The sequence below is a fragment of the Pantoea sp. R13S299 genome (genome assembly GCF_048515925.1).
GTDB lineage: Bacteria > Pseudomonadota > Gammaproteobacteria > Enterobacterales > Enterobacteriaceae > Pantoea.
In genome coordinates this window covers 130,307-152,312 of the sequence record NZ_JBLYEF010000006.1, presented here as the reverse complement: position 1 = coordinate 152,312, position 22,006 = coordinate 130,307, and the positions used below count along the sequence as shown (strand labels likewise).

21 protein-coding genes and 3 pseudogenes are annotated in these 22,006 nt (G+C 54.9%); 13 read left to right on the top strand and 11 right to left on the bottom strand.

The window, feature by feature from the left end; genetic code table 11:
• Nucleotides 1-34 precede the first annotated feature (34 nt).
• The 5 genes and pseudogenes from ACN1CO_RS21130 to cdiI form a co-directional block, all read left to right on the top strand.
• A pseudogene (locus ACN1CO_RS21130) lies at nt 35-3,483 on the top strand (filamentous hemagglutinin N-terminal domain-containing protein); the annotation flags it as partial.
• A pseudogene (locus ACN1CO_RS21125) lies at nt 3,476-3,751 on the top strand (toxin C-terminal domain-containing protein); the annotation flags it as partial. The pseudogenes ACN1CO_RS21130 and ACN1CO_RS21125, both read left to right, overlap by 8 nt.
• Nucleotides 3,752-3,754: 3 nt before the next feature.
• Nucleotides 3,755-4,192 carry a hypothetical protein gene (locus ACN1CO_RS21120; RefSeq protein ID WP_419140557.1) on the top strand — a complete coding sequence of 146 codons (438 nt, stop codon included), beginning with the start codon at nt 3,755-3,757 and terminating at the stop codon, nt 4,190-4,192.
• A gap of 44 nt (nt 4,193-4,236) precedes the next feature.
• Nucleotides 4,237-5,898: pseudogene (locus ACN1CO_RS21115) on the top strand (VENN motif pre-toxin domain-containing protein); the annotation flags it as partial.
• The gene (cdiI, locus tag ACN1CO_RS21110) at nt 5,895-6,248 is read left to right on the top strand and encodes a ribonuclease toxin immunity protein CdiI (RefSeq protein ID WP_419140556.1); all 354 of its coding nucleotides are present in this window, start codon (nt 5,895-5,897) and stop codon (nt 6,246-6,248) included. The pseudogene ACN1CO_RS21115 and the gene cdiI, both read left to right, overlap by 4 nt.
• A gap of 54 nt (nt 6,249-6,302) precedes the next feature.
• Here cdiI and ACN1CO_RS21105 read toward each other — a convergent pair whose 3' ends face one another.
• Complete coding sequence (locus ACN1CO_RS21105) at nt 6,303-6,536, bottom strand: SymE family type I addiction module toxin (RefSeq protein WP_419140555.1); 234 nt, start codon at nt 6,534-6,536, stop codon at nt 6,303-6,305.
• A gap of 343 nt (nt 6,537-6,879) precedes the next feature.
• Here ACN1CO_RS21105 and ACN1CO_RS21100 point away from each other — a divergent pair, with 343 nt between their 5' ends.
• Together ACN1CO_RS21100 and ACN1CO_RS21095 are read left to right on the top strand one after the other, a co-directional pair.
• The gene (locus tag ACN1CO_RS21100; protein ID WP_419140554.1) at nt 6,880-7,104 is read left to right on the top strand and encodes a hypothetical protein; all 225 of its coding nucleotides are present in this window, start codon (nt 6,880-6,882) and stop codon (nt 7,102-7,104) included.
• A 19-nt stretch (nt 7,105-7,123) separates the two neighbouring features.
• Nucleotides 7,124-7,537, top strand: coding sequence for an Imm63 family immunity protein (locus ACN1CO_RS21095; protein ID WP_419140553.1), 414 nt, complete (start codon nt 7,124-7,126; stop codon nt 7,535-7,537).
• A gap of 134 nt (nt 7,538-7,671) precedes the next feature.
• On the opposite strand, the gene ACN1CO_RS21090 is transcribed toward ACN1CO_RS21095, so the two are convergent.
• Both ACN1CO_RS21090 and ACN1CO_RS21085 read right to left on the bottom strand, forming a co-directional pair.
• Complete coding sequence (locus ACN1CO_RS21090) at nt 7,672-7,833, bottom strand: hypothetical protein (protein WP_419140552.1); 162 nt, start codon at nt 7,831-7,833, stop codon at nt 7,672-7,674.
• Nucleotides 7,834-7,892: 59 nt separating this feature from the next.
• Complete coding sequence (locus ACN1CO_RS21085; protein WP_419140551.1) at nt 7,893-8,117, bottom strand: SymE family type I addiction module toxin; 225 nt, start codon at nt 8,115-8,117, stop codon at nt 7,893-7,895.
• 369 nt (nt 8,118-8,486) lie between these two features.
• Here ACN1CO_RS21085 and ACN1CO_RS21080 point away from each other — a divergent pair, with 369 nt between their 5' ends.
• Both ACN1CO_RS21080 and ACN1CO_RS21075 read left to right on the top strand, forming a co-directional pair.
• Nucleotides 8,487-8,771 carry a damage-inducible protein J gene (locus tag ACN1CO_RS21080; protein WP_150013409.1) on the top strand — a complete coding sequence of 95 codons (285 nt, stop codon included), beginning with the start codon at nt 8,487-8,489 and terminating at the stop codon, nt 8,769-8,771.
• Nucleotides 8,768-9,067 (top strand): type II toxin-antitoxin system RelE/ParE family toxin, encoded by a 300-nt coding sequence (locus tag ACN1CO_RS21075; protein WP_107319197.1) that lies wholly within the window; start codon nt 8,768-8,770, stop codon nt 9,065-9,067. The genes ACN1CO_RS21080 and ACN1CO_RS21075 overlap by 4 nt, the downstream gene beginning before the upstream one ends.
• Before the next feature lie 105 nt (nt 9,068-9,172).
• On the opposite strand, the gene ACN1CO_RS21070 is transcribed toward ACN1CO_RS21075, so the two are convergent.
• Genes ACN1CO_RS21070 through fdnG form a run of 5 tightly spaced genes read right to left on the bottom strand, consistent with a single transcriptional unit; the run spans nt 9,173 to nt 15,332 of the window.
• Nucleotides 9,173-9,784 (bottom strand): glutathione S-transferase, encoded by a 612-nt coding sequence (locus tag ACN1CO_RS21070; RefSeq protein ID WP_419140550.1) that lies wholly within the window; start codon nt 9,782-9,784, stop codon nt 9,173-9,175.
• 21 nt (nt 9,785-9,805) lie between these two features.
• Nucleotides 9,806-10,729 carry a formate dehydrogenase accessory protein FdhE gene (fdhE, locus tag ACN1CO_RS21065; RefSeq protein ID WP_136198684.1) on the bottom strand — a complete coding sequence of 308 codons (924 nt, stop codon included), beginning with the start codon at nt 10,727-10,729 and terminating at the stop codon, nt 9,806-9,808.
• Nucleotides 10,729-11,370 (bottom strand): formate dehydrogenase cytochrome b556 subunit, encoded by a 642-nt coding sequence (fdoI, locus tag ACN1CO_RS21060; RefSeq protein WP_315314256.1) that lies wholly within the window; start codon nt 11,368-11,370, stop codon nt 10,729-10,731. The genes fdhE and fdoI overlap by 1 nt, the downstream gene beginning before the upstream one ends.
• On the bottom strand, nt 11,370-12,269 hold the full coding sequence (gene fdxH, locus ACN1CO_RS21055; RefSeq protein ID WP_419140549.1) for a formate dehydrogenase subunit beta: 900 nt from the start codon (nt 12,267-12,269) through the stop codon (nt 11,370-11,372). The genes fdoI and fdxH overlap by 1 nt, the downstream gene beginning before the upstream one ends.
• 12 nt (nt 12,270-12,281) lie before the next feature.
• A complete protein-coding gene (gene fdnG, locus ACN1CO_RS21050; protein WP_419140548.1) occupies nt 12,282-15,332 on the bottom strand; it encodes a formate dehydrogenase-N subunit alpha in 3,051 nt (1,016 codons plus the stop codon).
• 395 nt (nt 15,333-15,727) lie between these two features.
• Here fdnG and fdhD point away from each other — a divergent pair, with 395 nt between their 5' ends.
• Nucleotides 15,728-16,552 carry a formate dehydrogenase accessory sulfurtransferase FdhD gene (fdhD, locus tag ACN1CO_RS21045; RefSeq protein ID WP_419140547.1) on the top strand — a complete coding sequence of 275 codons (825 nt, stop codon included), beginning with the start codon at nt 15,728-15,730 and terminating at the stop codon, nt 16,550-16,552.
• Here fdhD and ACN1CO_RS21040 read toward each other — a convergent pair.
• Nucleotides 16,549-17,325 (bottom strand): DeoR/GlpR family DNA-binding transcription regulator, encoded by a 777-nt coding sequence (locus tag ACN1CO_RS21040; RefSeq protein ID WP_419140546.1) that lies wholly within the window; start codon nt 17,323-17,325, stop codon nt 16,549-16,551. The two genes, fdhD and ACN1CO_RS21040, sit on opposite strands and share 4 nt — an antisense overlap.
• 206 nt (nt 17,326-17,531) lie before the next feature.
• On the opposite strand from ACN1CO_RS21040, the gene ACN1CO_RS21035 reads away from it, so the two are divergent.
• The 3 genes from ACN1CO_RS21035 to ACN1CO_RS21025 all read left to right on the top strand — a co-directional run bounded on the left by ACN1CO_RS21035 (nt 17,532) and on the right by ACN1CO_RS21025 (nt 20,942).
• Nucleotides 17,532-18,872 (top strand): aspartate aminotransferase family protein, encoded by a 1,341-nt coding sequence (locus tag ACN1CO_RS21035; protein WP_283546636.1) that lies wholly within the window; start codon nt 17,532-17,534, stop codon nt 18,870-18,872.
• 282 nt (nt 18,873-19,154) lie between these two features.
• Nucleotides 19,155-19,772, top strand: a complete 618-nt coding sequence (gene sodA, locus ACN1CO_RS21030) for a superoxide dismutase [Mn] (RefSeq protein WP_419140545.1) — start codon at nt 19,155-19,157, stop codon at nt 19,770-19,772.
• Nucleotides 19,773-19,973: 201 nt separating this feature from the next.
• On the top strand, nt 19,974-20,942 hold the full coding sequence (locus ACN1CO_RS21025) for a VirK/YbjX family protein (RefSeq protein WP_419140544.1): 969 nt from the start codon (nt 19,974-19,976) through the stop codon (nt 20,940-20,942).
• Nucleotides 20,943-20,951: 9 nt separating this feature from the next.
• Here ACN1CO_RS21025 and ACN1CO_RS21020 read toward each other — a convergent pair whose 3' ends face one another.
• Together ACN1CO_RS21020 and mtlR are read right to left on the bottom strand one after the other, a co-directional pair.
• The gene (locus tag ACN1CO_RS21020; RefSeq protein WP_090966498.1) at nt 20,952-21,314 is read right to left on the bottom strand and encodes a YibL family ribosome-associated protein; all 363 of its coding nucleotides are present in this window, start codon (nt 21,312-21,314) and stop codon (nt 20,952-20,954) included.
• Nucleotides 21,315-21,418: 104 nt separating this feature from the next.
• Nucleotides 21,419-21,964, bottom strand: a complete 546-nt coding sequence (gene mtlR / locus ACN1CO_RS21015) for a mannitol operon repressor MtlR (RefSeq protein WP_139229487.1) — start codon at nt 21,962-21,964, stop codon at nt 21,419-21,421.
• Nucleotides 21,965-22,006 lie beyond the last annotated feature (42 nt).

Here is a 22,006-nt window from a genome sequence, read left to right as displayed (position 1 = left end):
ATCTGAACCTCTGACTTTCACACGGATGTGACCCATGAATAAACATTGCTATCGCATTATCTTCAGCCGCACCCATGGTGAACTCCGGGTGGTGTCAGAACTTGCCCGCAGTTGCAGCACTGAACCGGGCCAGAGCCGTGGCGACGGCGCGCCGCGTCTCTGGGTCACTTTACGTCGCGCGGCGTGGCTGCTCGGACTGGCTCTGTTTGCCGGGCCTGTCATGGCGAACGGCATTGTGGCAGATAGCAACGCTACACCAGGCCAGCGGCCGGAGGTCATCGCGACCCAGAATGGGCTGCCGCAGGTCAATATCACCGCGCCCAATCAGGCGGGCATCTCGCATAACCAGTATCAGCAGTTCGACGTCGCGCAGAACGGCGCCATCCTGAATAACTCTGCAGTGATGACCTCCACGCAGCTGGCCGGAATGATTCAGGGCAACCCTAATCTCAACCCAAACGCCCCAGCGGCGCGGGTGATCCTAAACGAAGTGAACAGCAACAATCCCAGCCAGCTACGCGGTTATATGGAAGTGGCGGGCGGACGGGCGCAGGTGATCGTGGCCAACCCGGCCGGCATTGTCTGCAACGGATGCGGCACTATCAATGCCGGACGGATGACGCTGACCACCGGCAAACCGCAGCTCAACGCTGACGGTAGCCTGGCGGGTTATCAGGTTGAACGTGGCGTGGTGCGGATTGAAGGCGGCGGACTTAATGGCGATCCCCGTCATGATACTGAATACGTTGACGTGCTGGCCCGCGCGGTGGAAATCAATGCGGGCGTCTGGGCCAAAAAGGAGCTGGCGGTGGTGGCCGGTCGCAACCGCGTAAGCGCAGACGCGCAGACGGTCACACCACTGGCTGACGACGGCAGCGCCAGACCTGAACTGGCGATCGACATGGGTCATATGGGCGGCATGTACAGCGGCCAGATTCGCATGATGGGCACCGAAGCGGGCGTCGGCGTGCGCAATCAGAACGCCCAGGTGCAGGCGGGTAAAACGCTGGTGGTGAGCAGCGAAGGTAAACTTGTCTGGCAATCGGCGGCACAGGATGGCGTTACTCAGGCCGGAGGCGACATCAGCCTGGCGGCCAGGGACAGCGTTGATTATCAGGGCAAACTTCACAGCGGCGGTCAGCTGACGGTTCAGAGCCGCGAAGGTGGAATTACCCAGTCCGGCACGCTGGCGGCGGCTGGCGACGTAAGGCTGACGGCAGCCCGCAGCATCCAGAGCAGTGGAAACCTGCTGGCGGGCAGCGATGCCAGCAGCCAGATTGTGCAGGAAGCCAGTCTGCATCTTGAGAGCCAGGATGCCATTCGCGCCAGCGGCAGCCTGTTGAGTAAAAAAGAGGTCAGCGCGCGCGGACGCCGGGTCGATCTCAGTGGCGCTCAGATCGCCGCCAGCCGCGCAACGCTGACTGCTCAGGAAGAGGGTGTTGCTGTGCGTCAGTCGGTGATTAATGGCACGGAGCTGGTGATTAACACCTCAGGTGATATCGACGCGCAGCAGGCACAGATTAGCGCCCGACGCTGGCAGATCGATGGACGCAGCCTGTTCAGCCAGCAGGCGGGCTGGTCGCAGACCGGAAGTGGCGAAAGCCGCTTTACGTTGTCTGGCGGGCTGGACAACAGCGACGGCTCGATTGAGAGCCAGCAGCTCAGTTTGCGGGCCGTCTCGCTGAACAACCAGCGTGGCCGGATGGTTGCACTCGATAACGCGGCGCAGCACTGGCGGGTTGATGGACTGCTCGACAACACCTCGGGTGAACTGGGCAGTAACGGCGATCTGACGCTTGAGACAGGCAGCCTGAATAACCAGGGTGGCTCCGTCAAAACCCAGGCGTCGCTGGCTATCACTGCCCGCGATGCGGTTAACAACAGTCAGGGTAATCTGCTGGCCGGTAATGCGCTCACGCTTAGCGTGGGCGGTGATCTGGATAATCACGCGGGCACCCTGAACGGCGGCCAGCTGTCGCTGACCGCGCAGCATCTGAACAATGCGCAGGGTGAGATTATCAGCCAGCGCGATCTGAACCTGACGGCGACACAGGAGCTGGACAACAGCGGCGGCTGGATCGAAGCGGGTCATTATCTTTCGCTCAACAGCGGCGGACTCTGGCAGAACAGCGGTGGGACGGCGCAGGGCGGTGAACGGGTCACGGCGACGGCAGAACAACTCAATAACGCCAGCGGCCGGTTGCAGTCTGGCGGTGATCTGGACCTGACCAGCCGTGGCGATATCCTCAACCAGGGCGGCAAACTCACGGCGCAAAACGCCCTCGCGATCCATGGCACCTCCGCGACACTATTTGATAACGATGGCGGGTCGCTGCAAAGCGGCGGCGATCTGCTCCTGCAGGGCGGCGCGCTAAACAATCGCCAGTCAGGGCAGGTTCTTAGCCAGCAGGCACTGACGCTTAACCTGGCGGGTGACTGGGACAGCGGTGTGTTGCAGTCAGCCGCCGGGCTGGCGTTGCGCGTTGCGCAGGAGATCAACAACCTGGCCGGTAAGGTTTCTGCTCAGCAGCAGCTGACGGTTCAGGGTCAGACCGAAGGCAGCCGCACTGGTAACATTAACAATGCGGGCGGCCAGTGGCTGGCTGGTGAGGGGCTGACCTCGCTACCGTGATCGGCGATGAAGTCACCGTGCATGGTCGGGTTATCGACAATCACGGACAGCCTGCGGTCATTGCCGCAACGCAAAGCCTGACGCTGCAGGCCAGCGAGCGGCTGAGCAACAAAGATGGCGCACTGCTCTACAGCGGCGATCGCCTGTCATTGCACAGCGATGACCTGATCGAGAACCGGGCGAGTTTTATCGAAGCAGACGGTGATATGACGCTGGAGGCGCGGCGGCTCGACAACCTGCGTGAAGGACTGGTGATTGAGCGCGAGGCGGAGAGCAGCGACTACAGCTGGCATCGTTATAATTATTACTGGCGCTCTTACGGCTCAGCAGTAAGCACCGATCTCAGCACCATGGCGTCGACCACTCAGCAACTGACCTTCCAGGATGAGGCGGCCGCGCAGAGTAATCCTTACGGCACGCTGCTGGCGATTGACGCTGCAGGCAAACGCGCCCAGGTCCGTGTCATGAACAATCAGGGCGTGCTGACCGATCTGTGGGTTAACTATCTGGCGCTCAATCCTAATGCCGACGGCACCTATGCCATGACGTTTTATGAAACCCGCGGATTCCGGCAAAATGACGTACCCACTCCCTATCAGAACACGGTATGGCGCGAATTCAACCGTGGACGTCTTGAGCAGTGGGATCCCGAAAAACATATCGACATCGACAATGCGCCTTTCGTCACCGATTACAACAATTTCCGTGAACGAACTGCAACCGGCACCGTGACGCGTGATCGGCTGGTCAGCGAAGGTATCGGCGCGCGCATTCTGGCGGGTGGCAACATGATGTTGCGCATTACCGGCAACTTGCTCAATGACGCCAGCGTGATCACGGCCAACGCCGATCCCCGAACAGAATAAAGATGATCTGGCGTATTTAGCGCTGAAAGGGAAAGAAGCTCAAGAAGCAGCTAAAAATCTAGGTTTTGATCGTAGGATTCCACCCCAAAAGGCACCGTTCGATTCACATGGTCAACCTGTGTTTTACAATGGAAAAAATTACATCACTCCTGATGTTGATAGTCATAATGTTTCTGATGGTTGGAAATTATTCAACAGCAAAGGTAAACGAATTGGCACTTACGATAGTGAGCTAAATAAAATTAAGGACTGATATATGTTTGGTATCTTCCCTGAGGATAAGCAGATTGACATTGAGGGTGCGCTTTTTGCACCGGCGTCAATCGTTATAGGCGACTTTACAGAATCTATGAATATTCCCTTAACTTACTGGAATATTAATGATTATAAAAAAAGTTGGTTGAAGTCACTTGACGAGGGATTAACAAAGAAAAACCATGCAGCTCTTGCTGTCTCAATGTATGAGCCTGAGCTAGCAAATTTTGTTTTTGTTTGGGCCTTATACTTTAAGGCTGAAATAGTTCATGTGCAAAATAGTATTATCTTTCTTGAGGAGCACAAAAAATTTTCTCCGGAGAAGATAAACGAATTTATTGATGAGCGAACTACTCATGATGAAGATGGTATGAAAATATCTGAATGGAGTACGAATCTAGATAGTGTTTTAGATTTTTATAAGAGCCTGAAAAGTTAAATGACAAATCCCGGCCACCGCCGCCGGGATTTTTTCGCCTATTCTTCGACAAGGAGAAAGAGCAGAACCGGCTGAAGGCGGCGCAGCTCATTGGAGAAATCGGGGCGCAGGCGGGTGATATTGCGCGGACGCAGGGCCAGATAATCGCGACGAAGGCCGCAAACGATAAGATGTCCGGCGCCACGCAGGCCGACCGCGACAGGGCGCTGGCGGAACTGAAAGCGAAGGACCCGGAGAAGCAGTACAGCGAAAGCGACGTTAATAACCAGGTTTACAGTAATTTTTATGATAAGGCGTTCGCCGACAGCGGATTCGGAACGGGCGGTAAGGTGCAGCGTGCCATCAGCGCGGTAACGGCGGCGGTACAGGGCCTGTCGGGCGGCAACGTTGCGCAGGCGCTGAGCAGCGCGGCCGCGCCGTATGTGGCGGAAAAGATACATGAGCTGACGACGGACGCGAACGGTAAGGTGAATACCGAAGCGAACCTGATGGCGCACGCGGTGCTGGGTGCGGTAACCTCATATGCGGCGGGCAACTCGGCACTGGCTGGCGCTTCGGGTGCGGCGATGGGCGAGTATATCGCGCAGCAGCTGTATCCGGGCGTTAAGCGTGACGACCTGACCGAAGAGCAGCGGCAGACGATAAGTGCGCTGGGGACATTAGCGGCGGGGCTGGCAGGCGGCGTGGTTGGTGACAGTACCGGTAATGCTGTGGCGGGGGCACAGGCGGGTAAAAATGCGGTTGAGCAGAATCACCTGCATGTGTCGGAGAAGACCGAGCTGGAGCTGGCGAAGCAGAAACTCCAGAACAGCAAAGATCCGGCAGAGCGTGAACAGGCTCAGCAGAAGATAAACGAGCTGAACGAGCTGGATATCAGCCGCGATAAGAAGGTGCTGGATGCCTGTGGCAACGGCAATGCAGGAAGCGCAGCCTGTGCCGGTGCAAGGCTGGAAGTTATCGCAGTCAAAGGCGAGTACGAAACCGGTCAGTACAATAACAAAGTCAGTGATATGTATGCTGACGCTTACGGCCAGATAGTAAACCTGCTGAATATCACCAGCGTTGACGCGCAGAATCAGCAGCAGGTGAAGGATGCGATGGTGAATTACGCCATGGTGCAGCTCGGAGTCGATAAGACTACTGCTGAACAGTATGTATCCACTTATGATGGAATGAAGATCGTTGCAGCCTCAATGTCTCCGGTGCTAGGAGCGACAGCGGCTAATAAGCTAAGCTCGATGGTTAAAGAGGCTAATATTTATCCTGAGGGGATTAGCTTTAAAGTTAATCAGCCGGAGCATATGGCAACGGTAGAAAAATATAGCCAACAAAAAGGTATTACAGGAGGCCACAACGCGGATGCCTTCTACTCAACAGTAAGTGAGAAAAATGTGAAAATTGTCGGTGAAACTCAAACTGGCGTGGAGGGGATAACAGAAGTTCAATATCAAATACCTTCTTACGATCGTGCTGGTAATGTTACAGGCTATAAAGAGAAAGTATTTGCCAAAACAATCTATGACCCTAAAGTTTTTTCTGACCAGAAAATACTAGATTTGGGACAAAAAGCTGCAAGTGCTGGCTACAAAGCAGCTATAGCATCAGGGCAAAGAGAGTATACGGCAACAGCCGGTGGGGTAATGTTCCAGGTTTATTTGGATCAAAAAACAGGAATGGTAGAAAACTTCTATCCGATGGTAAAATGATGAACGAATATATTTTTAATAACACAGACTATGAGAGTGATCCTGAATGGGTCGTTAGAGATTATTTTAATTCAATGAATTTACAAGGTAAGTTCATGTGGATGTTACCATATCTTATAAATAAGATTGGTTGCGGTGTGAATGAAACATATTGTTCGTTTCCTGATTTTGAAGATTCAGATCCAGAATGTCATTTTAATGGAATAATGTTTGGTGTTTGGGGTGCGGAAATGATTGTTCCTGAATCTGTAGGGTTTAAATATACTCGTTTAGCCTGCGAGAAATATCTTCAATTGCATCCTGAAGATACAGATAAAGTAAATGAATTACTTACTAAGCTTCCATCCTAAAATAAGAAATCCCGGCCAGCTTGAAGTGAGCCGGGATTTTAATTTATCAGTCGGTTACCCTTCAGTCGCCAGCCGGATGATCAACTGTCCCGGCCCGGTGATCACCTCGATCTTCTGTCCGGTCGTAAAGCCTAGCGCCTCCAGCCTGCGGCCTTTAATGGTCAGCTGCGGCAGCGGGTTCGGCTGGCCCTTATTAGGCCGGTATCCCACTTTGTAATAATGCGCCTGCGATTCGCTGGCGGCGGTTGTGGGCGTGCGGGTCTCTGACTTATGATGCGTGTCAGCCATGATCAACTCCTGTTTAGTTGCTTATGGTCAGCGGGCTGTCGGTGTTGCATCACCCTCAGTCCGCGCTAAAAAATCTCTCGTTACGTTCTCCCGGTCCTTTTTTTTCATGTTTAAATATACACCTTCTGAGGTGTAAACCCGCTGAAAGCTAAGTAATAAACTGCGAAGCATCTCTGAAAATGGATTGTTTTTTCGGTCAGTACTTCGTGTCTTTTTCTTCTTTTATGCCCTCTGCAAACGCGCTTGTTTTTCATACTAAGAATCCATGCTAATCAGCCTTCAATTTATCTCCAAAATCACGGGCGCATCATTACTTTAACCAGTAATGACAGGGTCTGCAGGGTTGTTAAAATGCGTCAGCCTGCTGAGCGGCGAAAGCGTCATGGTCATTGCCGGACGCGACCTGACGGTGACAGGATCGGCGGTGGCTGCCGATCGGGATGTCAGCCTGCAGGCCGGGCGCGACGTCGAGATAGTCCCTGCTTTTGGTGAAGCTGGAGGAGGCATTCAGATTCTGCCTAATATGCAAGAGCGTGTGAATGTTGAATGGCTGCTGAAAAATGAATAGATCCGTGAGGTTCACTAATATGCTAAGTATTGAAGAGCTGCAAAAAAAAGTTGATGAACTGATTTTTAAAGCAGGCCTGCCAAGGCTTTCAGTTAATCTTAGTACAGCTCCTATTGGTGATGGAACTCCTTATATTTCATTTAAGAACGAAAAGTATAATTACATCTGTTCTGAAAGAGGATATGTGTTCTCCAGAAAAATTACAGATTCAACAGAGGAGCTACTTTATTGGATTATGTCAGAGCTTGCTTATAAGATCGCATTTCAATATGAGTTAGAAAATCGTATTGGGGATAGAGATGGAAGGCGTATTGCTTTTCCAAAGTATATTGAGCTAATGGCAAAAATGAATTCCTTATGGAAATCAAAAGCAGAAGCTGAAATTGAAAAAACTCTTGCTGTCAGTCCTTACGACGATAGCCTCTACCTGTAATTTTAACTCAATAAATCCCAGCCAACCGGCTGGGATTTTGCTTTAATCAGTCAGTTATACTTCAGTCGTGAGCCGGATGATCAACTGTCCCGCCTCAGTGATACCGAAACCGGTCAGCCAGCTACCGCCGATAATCACCTCGTCGTTTTCCCGCACCCAGTCTGGCCCAGACCCTGCCACTGCTGGCTGGGTTCGCAGAGTGCTTTCAACTCCGCTTCATCGGTCACGGTTGTTACCGAAAGCGTGTTATCAAGCAGCACCAGCCGGATCGGCGTGTCGGTGGTAAATCCGAGCACGGCCAGCTAGACGCCCGTGATGGTCAGTTCCGGGACGGGTTCCTGAATAAAGGTGATGTTCATACGTTCTCCTCCGTGGTGGGCATGAGGCGGATAATCAGCTGACCCTGTTCGGCAATGATGCTGACCGGCTGGCCTTTAATAAATCCCCACTGTTCCAGCCATCGTCCTTTGATGGTCAGTTGAGGCAAGGGATTGGGTCTGCCGCCGTTGGGGCGATATCCGACGATGCTTTTGCGTGCTTGGGGTACAGCGGGTTCTGACGTAGAATCTTTTCCAGCCATAGTAACTACCTCTATTAGTTGCTTGTGGTCAGCGGGCTGTTGGTGTTCCACCACCTTCAGCCCGCGCTAATAATCTCTCGTTACGCGCTTCTTGTCCTGTTTTCTCCTGTTCAAATATACACCGTCCGCTTTGTAAACTCGCTGAAAGCTAAGTAATAGATTGCGAGGCGTCTCTTAAAAACAGATTGTTTTTCCATTTACCATTTCGTTTGCATCCTCTTCCCAATATGCTCTTCAGCATCCGTAATCCGCTATTTAGTTCTATTAGCGTGGCGATTTCCGGCATCGCATAAGAGTGAAATGGAGATGACAGAGAAAGGGATGACAGGCATGATGACACCACAAACGACACCACGTGAGAGTCAGGCTATGAGCACTATCCACTTCAGGATTGATGACGACGTTAAACGACTTGCCATGCAGGCAGCCGAGCGCCAGAAGAAGACGCTGACTGAGGTTATGCGTCAGCGAGCGGAAGAGCTGGCTGCTGAAGAGCGGCACTATCAGGACAGTAAACATGATGCATGGCTGGAAGAGCAGATAGCGGCGGCATTCAGTCGTTATGATGCCGGTGAAAGTGAGTTCATCAGTAACGATGAAATGAATACCCGCATGGAAGAGCTTAAAGCGCAGGCCGCGCAAGGAACATTGTGATAGCAGCCGTTCAATGGGAAAAACAGGCGCAGGCGGACAGGGAAACAATATTTCGTTATCTGTATCGTGAGGCTGGCCTGCTGGTAGCCAGTGCAACAGACGATAAGTTTACCCGGTTGGCCAGTCTGCTTAGCGAAAACCCGCGGGCTGGCACTAAAGTCGGAACAGAAAAACAGCTTAAACTGGTGGTGCCACGCTTACCGTTCATCATCATCTATGTAGCTGAAACAGATGCGGTTCGCATCCTGCGTATACTGCACACATCCCGGAAAATATCGGGCCGCTATCAAAGATAGTCAGCCCATTCAGCCTGCGTCAGATTGTCAGGATCATGAGCTACTGCAGAGAGAGCGGTGCGCTCAGGAGGCCGATGAAATCATCAGCCCCAGCCACCACATCCATCACGCCGCAGGCGGCGTCGTCCGCGCAAAGCTCTCGCGCTGAAACAGTGTTTCCGCCAGCTTCACCAGTGTCGGACGCTCAACACACCAGTTGGGTACCACGCGGCGGAAATTGAGGTAGCCGATCATACATCCGGTGGCGATATCCGCCAGATTGAGCTGACCGTTGTTGAGCCATTTGCCCTCTGCGGCCTTTGCTTCCAGCATGTCGAGACTGCGCTGAATCTTTTCACGATTACGCAGCAGTACCTCTTCCGACTGCAAATCACCCGGTCGCATCTGTTCACGCACGATCACCAGCGCGGCATCACAAACGCCATCCGCCAGCTTTTCAAGCTGACGGATATTAAGCGACGCAAGTGGATCGGCAGGCAGCAGAGCCGGCTCCTCGCCGCGCAGTTCCAGAAATTCGGCGATGATGCTGGAGTCGAACCAGATTTGCTTATCGTCAGCAACCAGCGCCGGGACTTTGCCCAGCGGATTGTAGTGCGGCACGTGGCTGTCATCGCTGTAAGGCGATGCGTTAACGAATTCAAAAGTAATGCCTTTTTCCAGCATGATAATCGAAATCTTACGCACAAACGGGCTGGTATAGCTGCCAATCAGTTTCATCGGGTTCTCCGGATTCAGTGACTATTCGCCAGGAAACATAAAGGGATTGAGACTGCTGCGCGCGAAGCCTTCCTGCTCCATTTTGGCATCCAGTATCAGCGACGCCAGGTCATCGGCCACCGGTTCAATCGCCGGATCTTTCTCCTGATAGAGCATCTTCAGGTAGGTGCCGCAGTCGCCACAGCTCTCCGCCTTGACCGCCGCCTTTTCGCTGTCGAGCGACCAGTAGTGCAGATCACGGGACTGTTCGCACTGGGTACATTTGCTGCGTACCACATGCCATTCACTTTCGCACAGATTGCAGTGCAGATAGCGCGCGCCTTCATGACTGCCCATGTGTACCACGCTGGCGACCGGCATACTGGCGCAGACCGGACAGAACTGACGCTGATCGCCCATCTCAGCGCGTGCTTTGCCTGGTATCAGGGCCGCCATCTGCGCCCAGTAGAGCGAAAGCGCCGCCCAGATAAAGGGCGCTTTATCGCTGCTGACCAGCGCATATTCGCCGGTAAACAGCGCGCTGGCCAGCGTCTCCAGCTCGGTGGCAGAGGCCTTCTCCAGATTCTCCAGCACCGCCAGCGCCTGCCCGCTCATCTCCGGCTTCAGTTCGGCAATCAGCGAGTGCAGCAGCCGTTGCCAGTGCGGATCGCGTGGCAGGGTGTGGATGTTCAGTGGCGGCTTGCCCTCGCTGGCACTCTGCGTCAGTCGGGCATGCAGGTCAATATGCAGGGGATGGTCGTACAGCACAATCTCCTGCGCTTCAGCGATCACCGCCGCAAAGCGCAGATAATCGCCGAGTGGATTTTTCGCCGCCAGGTCGCGCAGTCGCGCAGCACGGCGGCTGTATAAATTTTTCAGCCGTGGAAAAAGTAACGGCGGAATCATCTCCGCCGTTGTCTTTTCGCCTTTCTCCAGCTGGTCCTGCGGGATTATGCGAATACTCATCAGGGGCGTTTTTCCTGTTTTATTGGCGGATTACGCTGCTCACGATACCAGCGAGGATGATGCTGTCTGGCCCATTCAGAGCTGACCCAGCCTTCCACCATCGCGGTCAGCGTGCCTTTGACCCACAATGCAGCATAAATATGCACCATAATGACGATAATCAGCGCCACCGCTGACACCGAATGCACAATCAGCGCCAGACGAATCAGCGGAATGGCAAAGGCATCAGCAAAGTAAGGTCGCCAGATGACAATGCCACTGGCAAGCAGCAATACTAAGCTGATGATAGCAGCCCAGAACACACACTTCTGACCAAAGTTATATTTACCGGTATCTCCCACCTCCTCATTCATCGCAATCCGGTGGATATTTCTGGCCCAGTAAAGGTCATCGCGATTGATCAGGTTGTGTTTCCAGTAACGCAAAAACATCAGCATAAAAGCGGCAAACATCACCACGCCGACAAAAGGATGCAGAATACGCGCCAGTTGTGGCGTGCCAAATATCTGCATCAGCCAGTTAAAAGAGGGAAAGAAAAACCCTAACCCGCTTAACGCGGCCATGACAAAGCAAATCGCGACAATCCAGTGATTGATGCGTTCAGGTGCGCGATAACGCACCAGATGATCGGGCTTTTTCATTATTTGCGCTCCTCAGGCTGATCGTCGTTGTCGTCGTGCTCTTCAGTGACGCGATTCGGGCCAACGCCAACATAATGGAAGATTGAGGCGGCGAACGTCGCGGCAAAACCTACCGCCGCCAGCGGTTTCCAGATCCCCTTCCAGAAGGTCACGGTCGGGCTGATGCCCGGATTAGCAGGCAGCCCGTGATAGAGCTGAGGCCTGTCAGCATGATGCAGCACATACATCACGTGAGTGCCGCCCACGCCTTCCGGGTTGTAGAGGCCAGCCTGCGCAAACCCGCGTGACTTCAGCTCCGCCACGCGTTCCTCCGCCAGCGTCAGCATGTCGCTTTTGCTGCCGAAATGAATGGCTCCGGTCGGACAGGTCTTCACACAGGCGGGTTCCTGACCAACGCTGACGCGATCCACGCACAGCGTGCATTTGTAGGCGCGGTTATCTTCTTTATTCAGCCGTGGCACATTGAATGGGCAGCCCGCGATGCAGTAGCCGCAGCCGATGCACTGCTCCGACTGAAAATCGACGATGCCGTTGGCGTACTGGATGATGGCACCTGCCGACGGACAGGCTTTCAGGCAGCCGGGATCGGCGCAGTGCATACAGCCATCTTTGCGAATCAGCCAGGCCAGCTTGCCGTTCTCTTCCACTTCCGAAAAGCGCATCACCGTCCAGGATTTGGCGGTCAGATCGGTAGGATTGTCATAGACCCCGATGTTGTGGCCGACTTCATCGCGGATGTCGTTCCACTCGGAACAGGCGACCTGGCAGCCTTTGCAGCCGATACAGGTGGTGACGTCGATAAGCTTCGCCACTTCGCGCTGGTGATCGCGCGCCTGCGGCGGCGGGGTAAAACCATTGGTCGCAGAGCGACGGATAATATCTTGTGATTGATAAGCCATTGTCATCTACCGTTACGCTTTTTCCACTTTCACTAAAAATCCCTTGTACTCCGGGGTCTGCGAGTTGGCATCGCCAACCGAAGGCGTCAGCGTATTGGCGAGGAAGCCTTTACGCGTGGTGCCTTCAAAGCCCCAGTGGCAGGGAATGCCCACGGTATCAACCGGCTTGCCGTCAATCATCAGACGCTGCAGACGACGCGTCACCACCGCTTTGGCTTTGATATAGCCGCGACGTGATGTGACCTTAACGGTGTCTCCGGCCTGAATGCCTTTCTCCTCAGCCAGCTCGGTGCCGATCTCGACAAACTGCTCCGGCTGCGCGATTGCATTCAGCAGGGCATGTTTGGTCCAGTGGCGGAACAGTTCGGTGATGGAATAGGTAGTGGCGACGCAGGGATAGTCGGCGGCCTCGCCCAGTTGCGCGGCGTCGCTGCTGAACAGACGGACCACCGGGCTGTGACGCTGCTGCGGATGCAGGGGATTGTCGGCGAGCGGGCTTTCCATCGGTTCGTAGTGTTCCGGGAACGGGCCGTCGGCCATTTTATCGAGCGCAAACAGGTGACCGAGGCCATCGGGCTGCATGATAAACGGACCGGCCTGTTTCTGCGGCGATAGCGTTACCGGATAATCCGGTACGTCGATGCCGTGCCAGCGTGCGCCATCCCACTCAATCAGGCGGCGCTGTGGATCCCAGGCTTTCCCCTGCGCATCAGCGGAGGCGCGGTTATAGAGAATGCGGCGGTTAGCGGGCCACGCCCAGGCCCAGCCTGAGACCGCGCCCAGTCCTGAAGGATCGGCGTTGTCGCGTCGTGCCATCTGATTGCCTTCCGGCGTCCAGCTGCCGCTGTAGATCCAGCAGGCGCTGGCGGTGGTGCCGTCGTTACGCAGCTCAGAGAAGCCGTTGAGCTGCTGGCCTTTTTTCAGCAGCAGCTTGCCGCTGGCATCGTAAATGTCGGCCAGCGCCTGACCGTTGTTCTCCTGCGCCACTTCTTCAGGCTCAGGATTGTACGGATCGCGGTAGTCCCAGCGCATCGCCATCAGCGGCTCAGGGGTTGCACCGCCTTCCAGCCGATAGAGCGCGCGCAGACGCATAAACAGATTGCCGAGTATTTTACCGTCGTGCAGCGCTTCCGCTGGTGGCTCGGCAGCCGCCCAGTGCCACTGGAGCCAGCGTGACGAGTTCGCTACCGAACCCGACTCTTCGGCGAAGCAGGAAGAGGGCAGACGGAACACTTCGGTCTGGATGGTCGACGGATCGACGTCGTTGAACTCGTCGTGATGCTGCCAGAAGCTGGCGGTTTCGGTACGCAGTGGATCGATCACCACCATATATTTGAGGCGGGAAAGTGCCCGCACCGCTTTGTTTTTGTCCGGGAAGGCGGCCAGCAGGTTGAAGCCCTGGATCAGGCAGCCGTTCAGCGCACCCTGCTCCATCATCTCCGCCTGCGCCATGCAGTCGTAGGCCTTGTCCCACTTCGGCAGCCAGTCGTAGCCCCACTGGTTCTCCGCCGTGGCGTTATCACCATAGAAACTCTTCATCAGGCTGACAAAAAACTTGTCGGTGTTCTGCCAGTAGTTGACCTGGTCCGGCAGCGCCGCAACCGGCGTGGCCTGCTGCAGGTAGTTCGCCAGCGTAGTCACCTTCTCGGACGGCAACGGCAGATAACCCGGCAGGCTCTGCGCCAGCAGTCCGAGGTCGGTATAGCCCTGTACGTTGGAGTGACCGCGCAGCGCATTGATACCGCCACCCGGCATACCGATGTTGCCCAGCAACAGCTGGATCATGGCTGCCGTGCGGATAATCTGCGAACCGTTGGTGTGATGGGTCCAGCCCAGCGCATAAAGAATGGTTGCGGTGCGATTGGGCACACAGGTGGAAGCGAGCTGCTCGCACACCGCAATAAAGGATTCCTGCGAGGTGCCGCACAGGCGCGTTACCATTTCCGGGGTGTAACGGCTGGCGTGGGTTTTCAGCAGGTTGAGCACGCAACGTGGATGAGCAAAGCTGTCATCGCGTCGCGCATGCCCGTTTTCATCCATCTCATAGTGCCAGCTCTGGCGATCGTACTGACGGGTTTCAGCATCGTAGCCGCTGAACAAACCGTCGCTGAAGCTGAAGCCTTCGCTGACAATCAGGGCAGCATTAGTGAAGGCGCGAACATACTCCTGCTGAATCAGATTGTGTTGCAGCAGATAGTTGATCACCCCCATCAGGAACACCACATCACTGCCCGCACGCAGCGGCGCGTAGAGATCGGCGACCGCCGCAGAGCGGTTAAAGCGCGGATCGACCACGATAACCTGCGCATTGTTATGGGTTTTGGCTTCAATCACCCATTTAAAGCCAACCGGATGCGCCTCGGCGGGGTTGCCACCCATGATCATCACCACGTTGGCGTTTTTGATGTCATTCCAGTTGTTGGTCATTGCACCGCGACCAAAGCTTGGGGCCAGGGCGGCCACGGTCGGGCCGTGACACAGGCGTGCCTGGTTTTCCAGCGCCAGAATACCCAGCGCGCGGGCAAACTTCTGATCGAGCAGGCCGGTTTCATTACTGGCGGCAGAAGAGCAGAGCATTGAGGTGGTCGGCCAGCGGTTTACCGTCACGCCAGCCGCGTTGATGGCCTGGAAATTAGCATCGCGATCCTGCTTCATCAGGCGGGCAATACGCTTAAAGGCCTGTTCCCAGCTGATGCGCTGCCATTTACTGGAACCTGGCGCACGGTATTCCGGATACTTCAGGCGCTGTTCGCTGTGAATGAAGTCGAGCACGCCTGCGCCTTTTGGGCAGAGCGAGCCGCGGCTGACCGGATGGTCAGGATCGCCTTCAATATGGTAAATCGAGGCGCTGGCATTTTTAGCGCCATCTCCCAGACTGTAAATCAGCATGCCGCAGCCGACTGAACAGTAGGTGCAGTTATTGCGTGTTTCTCTGGCGCGAATGAGTTTGAATTCTCTGACGCTGGCTAACGCTGTGGTGGGGGCAAAGCCGAGTAACGCCGCGCTGGTGCCCGCCAACCCGCCAGCACAGATTTTGAAAAAACTCCGTCTGTTAATTTGCATTTTATCGTTCTTCTTTATTGGCTCCATTGCGAAGCCTTGCAAAATAGCAGCCCTATTTGCCTGTAAGTTGACCAGGGTCAACAGGTTAGTCATTAGTAATTCTTTTTCTAAATTTTGTTAAATACCCTCGGCGGTGGATTTGCGCTGCAAGCAGATTTTCAGACAGCGCAGATAATTACTGTTGTTTTATGCTTACCGATGTTAACTCGTAAAAAAGAACCATTCGTATTGTGCCCGCCAACAGGCGTGGCTACGCCTTTCGGGGGAGAAAACCGCATGAATTGCCCCGCTGTTTATTTGCGCTGCCAGGGGCTAAGGGGCAGAATCAGAGCGCGTCAGTGCTTTGCCGACCCGGGCACTGAATTACATAATTTATTAACAACAGGTCATACTTTTTGAAAGCTATCCAGCCTGACTCAGGCGAAGATTTAACAATTCAGGCCGGCGTCAGCAGGACGCAGGTGTGGCAGCGTAAAGACCTGACCGATGCACAGGATGACTGGCTGGCGGACGAAGTTCCGGTGGCGCTGGTCTTTAACGGCATCTCGCACGTGGTGATGATGACCACGCCCAAAGATCTGGAGGCGTTTGCGCTGGGTTTTTCGCTGTCAGAAGGCATTATCGATGCGCCCGGCGACATTTTCGGCATGGACATCGTGCCGGGCTGTCATGGCATTGAGGTTCAGATCGAGCTGTCCAGCCGTCGTTTTATGGCACTGAAAGAGCAGCGTCGCGCGCTGGCGGGCCGGACCGGATGTGGTGTGTGTGGCGTTGAACAGCTGGACCAGATTGGCAAGCCGCTCTCTCCGCTGCCGTTTACCCAGACCTTCGCGCTGGACCAGCTGGATCGGGCGCTGGGTCAGCTGAAAGATTATCAGCCGGTCGGACAGAAAACCGGCTGCACCCATGCGGCCGCGTGGATCCAGCCCGATGGCCAGCTGGCCGGTGGCTGTGAAGATGTGGGTCGCCATGTGGCGCTGGATAAGCTGCTGGGGTATCGCAGCCAGTCAGAATGGGGACCGGGCGCGGTGCTGGTCTCCAGCCGCGCCAGCTATGAAATGGTGCAGAAGTCCGCGATGTGCGGCGTCGAGATCCTCTTTGCGGTTTCAGCCGCGACCCGTCTGGCGGTTGAAGTGGCTGAGCGTTGCAATCTGACGCTGGTCGGGTTCAGTAAACCAGGGCGCGCCACGGTCTACAGCCATCCTCAGCGACTGCGTTAAACCACTATCACCTCTGGCAGCGTCTGCTGCAACGCCTCAAGGGCGGCACTGTTGTCGCCGCCGCTGTCGGTAATCAGCAGAGAGATTGTCTGCGGCGGAGCATAAACCGTGCGGCTGACCACGCCGAGTTTAGTGTGATCGGCCAGCAGATAGCAGGCAGCGGATTGCTGCACCATCGCTCTGGCAATAGCCGCTTCATGCAGGTGAAAACTGCTGGCACCGCAACCCGCTTCAATGCCGACCGGCGACAGCAGTGCCACATCAGCGCGATAGCGGATGATCTCGCCCACGGTGATTTCGCCGCGCGTCTGTTGCGCACCCGCCGACATCGTCCCGCCCAGCAAAATGATCTGATTATTCAGCGGCTGATCTTCTTCTCCGGCGCTCAGCGCCAGCGCGGCCTGCAGGCTGTTGGTTACTATCGTCAGGCCGGAAAGGCCGTGCAGCTCCTCTGCCAGCAGCGTGGTGGTGCTGCCCGCATCCAGAAACAGCGTCTGTCCGGGCTGCAGCAACTGCGCAGCGGCACGGGCGATGGCGCGCTTCTCGCGGGTCTGGGTGCTGCGGCGTTCTGTTAACGGCGGTTCAGCCGCCGTTTCAATCGCCACTAATCCGCCATGAACACGGCGCGCCAGACCCAGCGCTTCCAGCTCAATGATATCGCGGCGCGCGGTTTCGCGAGACACCCCCAGCTCCCTGATAATGCGCTCGGTACTGACCTGATTAAGCCGGGTCAGTAAGGCACGGATGCGATGAAGGCGCGTTTCCTGCAGCATAGAGGTTTCCTTATAAAGCGCGAAGAGCACGGATGATACGCCACAGAAGCGAAAGATTCCGTCTGAATCAGAGGCAAGCTTAGCGCGGGGATCGGCCTGCGTCATGTGTATTTTATTGTATTTGTGTATTTAGTTGCATTTTAGATTCAGGCAGGCATGATACAGGGGTCAGCTCTTCCTCCTTCATCCTTGTCACGGGAGTCATTATGGCCACGCGTTCCACCATTATGGATACCAACAGTTTCCGCGCCGAACATGCCGATGCGCTCGACAGCGAGACGCGCAAACTGACCGATAAACGCAGCAAAGTGCTTGGCGAATCCTATCGCCTGTTCTATCGCAAACCGGTTCATCTGGTGCGGGGTGAAGGGCAATATCTGTGGGACGCGGCGGGCGATAAATATCTCGACGTCTACAACAACGTAGCGAGCATAGGCCATTGCCATCCGGCCGTGATTGAGGCGGTGACGCAGCAGATGAAAATGCTGAACACTCACACCCGTTACCTGCACGAAACTATTCTGGATTACAGCGAAGCGCTGCTGGCCACCACGCCAGCGGCGATCGATCGCGCGATGTACATGTGCACCGGCTCGGAAGCCAATGACCTGGCGATCCGCGTGGCGCGCGCTTTCAGCGGCGGTACCGGGATTATTGTCAGTAAAGAGGCCTATCACGGCACCAGTGAACTGACCTCCGGCGCTTCTCCGGCGCTGGGCAGTGGACAGCCGCTGGCGCCGACCACGCGGCTGGTAATGCCGCCGGATGCTTATCGTGTGGATGCGCCGGACCTGGGCGACTGGTTCGCTGATCAGATTCAGCAGCAGATTGATGATATGGCGGCGCACGGCATTAAATTCGCTGGTTTCCTGGCGGACTCGATCTTCTCGTCAGACGGGGTTCTGCCCAATCCACGTGGCTTCCTGAAAAAAGCGGTCGATGTGGTGCATGCCAACGGCGGTATCTTTATTGCTGATGAAGTCCAGCCTGGCTTTGGCCGTACCGGCGACGCGTTCTGGGGCTTTGGCCGCCACGATGTTGTGCCTGATGTGATTACCACCGGCAAGCCAATGGGCAATGGCATTCCGGTTTCCGGGCTGCTGGCAAAAAGCGACGTGCTGGCCGCCTTCAGCGACTCAATTCCCTACTTCAATACCTTTGGTGGCAATCCGGTGGCGATGGCGGCGGCGCAGGCGGTTCTGAAAGTGATCACTGAAGAGGGATTACAGGAACACAGCCGCGTGGTCGGTGCGAAGCTGCTGGCTGAGCTGCGAACCCTGATGGATCGCTATGAGTGCGTGGGCGATGTACGCGGTGCCGGGCTGTTTATCGGCTTTGAACTGGTCACCGATCGTCACAGCAAAACGCCGGACAAAACCCTGGCGCTGAACCTGATCGAGAAGCTGCGTGAACATCGTGTGCTGACTTCCGTCGCCGGCCCGTATGGGAATGTACTGAAACTGCGTCCGCCATTGGCTTTCCAGGAAAGCGACATCGACTGGCTGGTTGGCGCACTCGACAACTCGCTGCGCGAGCTGGGTCAGTAACGCGGAGGGCAGGGCAGACGCGGCGTGCGGGCGGGAGCTGAACTGGCTGGTGGCCTGGTCTCAGCACACCGCGCGCCTTGCCGGAGAGGGCAGAAAAGGCAGAGTCAGCAACAGCACACTGAAAAAACAACGGGTTGCTAATACCGGGTTTCGCAAATCCTTATGGTTAATAGGGCATTGATTACCCTTTTACGCTACATGAATTTAACTATAATGATTCGACTGCTTACGCGGCACGTCCCGAATTCGTCGTGCTGCTCAAACTAAATGGAGAGGAAGAACATGAGTTATTCACTGCCATCCCTGCCTTACGCATACGACGCACTGGAACCGCATTTCGACAAGCAGACGATGGAGATCCATCACACCAAACACCACCAGGCCTACGTTAACAACGCGAACGCGGCGCTGGAAGGCACTGAATTTGCTAATCTGCCGGTAGAAGAGCTGATCACCAAACTGGATCAGCTGCCAGCAGACAAAAAAGGCCCACTGCGTAACAACGCAGGCGGTCACGCTAACCACAGCCTGTTCTGGAAAGGCCTGAAAACCGGCACCACGCTGCAGGGCGACCTGAAAGCGGCTATCGAGAAAGATTTCGGTAGCGTGGAAAAATTCCAGGAAGAGTTCGAGAAAGCCGCTGCGACCCGTTTCGGTTCTGGCTGGGCATGGCTGGTTAAGAAAGGCGACAAACTGGCTGTGGTTTCTACCGCAAACCAGGACAACCCGCTGATGGGTGAAGCGGTTGCCGGCGTTTCTGGCTTCCCGATCATCGGTCTGGATGTGTGGGAACACGCTTACTACCTGAAGTATCAGAACAAACGTCCTGACTACATCAAAGCGTTCTGGAACGTGGTTAACTGGGACGAAGCGGCAGCCCGCTTCGCTTCTGCTAAATAAGTTAACCAAAAGTAAACGCAATGAAGATAAACCGGTAAAATTTATTTCGCCGGTTTTTTTTATCTCTATTTTGTGCACTGCCAGATTGAACCAGGGATAATGAGGTATCAGTTTTAATGTTATGGGGCATTAACCTGCCGTTGATATTGGCTATGTTATTTTCAGTGACATTCCTGCTTAACTCAATGTGTGTCGCTGACTATGTCTATTATAACTACTCACGAAAATACGACCGATTCCTCTGCTTCACTTTTTTTTCAGTTAATTAGTGGGAAATACGTTCCGGATAAACTCTGGAGAAGTAAACGTTTTCGCCTGAAATTTGTGTTAAGAACGTTAATATCGCCGCTGACGACGCTGCGTTATCTGAATGAGTTGTCGCATTTACCACAACTTCCCTTGCTGATGAGCACGCAGGGATTGCTGCCAGCCAAGCTGCACCGGCCTTATCTGCGTTCAGGCATGAGCATTGCTGCCCGTGCGCAGGCGATACTCGATCATTACAGCCTGATGAACAATCTGGAAAATCCCATTCTGCGTCAGCTGCTGCAGAGTGCTACGGATAATCCACTGGCTACGCTGACTGGTAAAAATGGTGAGGCTTTTATCCTCTCCTGCAGTTCCGGTTATTTCGATCGGGAAGGTGAAGTAACGCTGGTATTGCGTTATAACGACGAAATTATTGCGTCGCTCTCATTTTCTATTCTTAACGAGAATAACCAGCGCACTCTGTTAATTGGTGGATTACAGGGACCGCGTAAACATATTAATAATGAGATGATCCGTGAGGCAACTAAAGCGGCTCACGGTCTCTTCCCGAAACGCCTGTTAATGGAAGCGGTGTTTATTGTTGCGAAGCAGTGTGGCGTGGAAAGTATTCAGGCGGTGGGCGATGATACCCATGTATTCCGCAGCCTGCGTTATCGTCACAGCAAAGGAGATAAGTTCTTTGCCAGCTACAGTGAATTCTGGCTGTCGCTGAGCGGTGAAGCGCGCAAAGATGGGATGTTTGTACTGCCGCTGAGCCTGCCACGTAAAACGCTGGAGGAGATCGCCAGTAAGAAGCGGGCAGAGTATCGCCGCCGCTATGAACTGCTGGATGCGCTGGCGGAGCAGGTGTATGCCGCCGCCGGCGAACGCAAAGCCGATGTCGATCAGGCTGCTGCCTGATCGACGCCGTCAGAATGCGGTTTTAGCGAAGCCGGTCATCGCTGTCAGACCCATCTCACGTCCCAGCGCGGTCATTGGATGCACCACCACCAGGCCGCGCACGCTTTTCTTCAGCGCGCCCAGATTTGCCTGCTCTTTCTTGGTAATTTCGCGGCTGAAGCCCATTTTTTGCAGCTTCTGCGCTTCAACACTGAGTTTTTCAACTCGCTGACCGCGCAGACGCTCAATCTCAATGACCAGCGCTTCTTTCTCTTTCAGCAACGCGCCCAGTTTCTCGACATCACCCGATTCGAGTAACTGTGGCTCTTTGCGGTTCAATGCGTCCAGCTTATCGCTGAGAAGTTTGATTTCGTTCTTTTCTTGCTCTTTCATGACAACAACTCGTTGAGGAAAACAGGCCAAGGATACACCAAATCCGGTGCAGTTTCCCGCTCAGGTTGAGACGAAAAAAGGCGCCGTGATGGCGCCTGACAGGATCAGCTGCCGGACTTTTTAAACGCCTGCTTCATACTGATGCGGGCGATCAGCTCGGTGAGCGACAGGACCATGGTGGATCGCACCATCTGCAGATAGCGCTGCTGCTGCATGCTGCGCAGCTCGGCATCTTCGGTGTGAAACACCGGCGCGGGTGGCCAGGCGGTGACGCAGTGCAGTTCACCAAACGGGCCGAGGATCTCATCGTCGGTAAAACGATAATCGCCGTGGTCATGATTCAGCTCTTCGCGCAGTGCCAGCAGCAGTTCACCATCTTCATATTCGTGGCGACTGATCACGCCAAGTCCGTAAATCAGCTTCAGGCGAACCGAGAGTTCGCCCAGAGGACCATTGCCCAGCAGCAGCGGCTCTACGGCATATTTCACCGCATAGTCATCTTTGCGGAACACCTGCAGCACCAGCAGATTGACAGCTTCAGCCAATAGCTCAACGGCGGCGATCAGAAAGCTTCTCACCGAACGACCGGCGTTCAGGCGCTCAAGCACCCGGTTCTCAAAAGCCTGCTTCTCTTCCATTATTGCCTGCATGGGTTCTATACCGCCGTTGGGCGCAGGCGAACTGCGCCCGGC

Excerpts from the sequence above, each read along its gene's own strand:
- ACN1CO_RS21120 (WP_419140557.1), top strand. The coding sequence starts at position 3,755 with ATGTTTGGTATCTTCCCTGAGGATAAGCAGATTGACATTGAGGGTGCG.
- fdnG (WP_419140548.1), bottom strand. The coding sequence starts at position 15,332 with ATGCAAATTAACAGACGGAGTTTTTTCAAAATCTGTGCTGGCGGGTTG.
- fdxH (WP_419140549.1), bottom strand. The coding sequence starts at position 12,269 with ATGGCTTATCAATCACAAGATATTATCCGTCGCTCTGCGACCAATGGT.
- cdiI (WP_419140556.1), top strand. The coding sequence starts at position 5,895 with ATGATGAACGAATATATTTTTAATAACACAGACTATGAGAGTGATCCT.
- sodA (WP_419140545.1), top strand. The coding sequence starts at position 19,155 with ATGAGTTATTCACTGCCATCCCTGCCTTACGCATACGACGCACTGGAA.
- ACN1CO_RS21085 (WP_419140551.1), bottom strand. The coding sequence starts at position 8,117 with ATGGCTGGAAAAGATTCTACGTCAGAACCCGCTGTACCCCAAGCACGC.
- ACN1CO_RS21105 (WP_419140555.1), bottom strand. The coding sequence starts at position 6,536 with ATGGCTGACACGCATCATAAGTCAGAGACCCGCACGCCCACAACCGCC.
- ACN1CO_RS21020 (WP_090966498.1), bottom strand. The coding sequence starts at position 21,314 with ATGAAAGAGCAAGAAAAGAACGAAATCAAACTTCTCAGCGATAAGCTG.
- ACN1CO_RS21040 (WP_419140546.1), bottom strand. The coding sequence starts at position 17,325 with ATGCTGCAGGAAACGCGCCTTCATCGCATCCGTGCCTTACTGACCCGG.
- mtlR (WP_139229487.1), bottom strand. The coding sequence starts at position 21,964 with ATGCAGGCAATAATGGAAGAGAAGCAGGCTTTTGAGAACCGGGTGCTT.
- fdhE (WP_136198684.1), bottom strand. The coding sequence starts at position 10,729 with ATGAGTATTCGCATAATCCCGCAGGACCAGCTGGAGAAAGGCGAAAAG.
- ACN1CO_RS21035 (WP_283546636.1), top strand. The coding sequence starts at position 17,532 with ATGGCCACGCGTTCCACCATTATGGATACCAACAGTTTCCGCGCCGAA.
- ACN1CO_RS21080 (WP_150013409.1), top strand. The coding sequence starts at position 8,487 with ATGAGCACTATCCACTTCAGGATTGATGACGACGTTAAACGACTTGCC.
- fdoI (WP_315314256.1), bottom strand. The coding sequence starts at position 11,370 with ATGAAAAAGCCCGATCATCTGGTGCGTTATCGCGCACCTGAACGCATC.
- ACN1CO_RS21095 (WP_419140553.1), top strand. The coding sequence starts at position 7,124 with ATGCTAAGTATTGAAGAGCTGCAAAAAAAAGTTGATGAACTGATTTTT.
- ACN1CO_RS21070 (WP_419140550.1), bottom strand. The coding sequence starts at position 9,784 with ATGAAACTGATTGGCAGCTATACCAGCCCGTTTGTGCGTAAGATTTCG.
- ACN1CO_RS21025 (WP_419140544.1), top strand. The coding sequence starts at position 19,974 with ATGTCTATTATAACTACTCACGAAAATACGACCGATTCCTCTGCTTCA.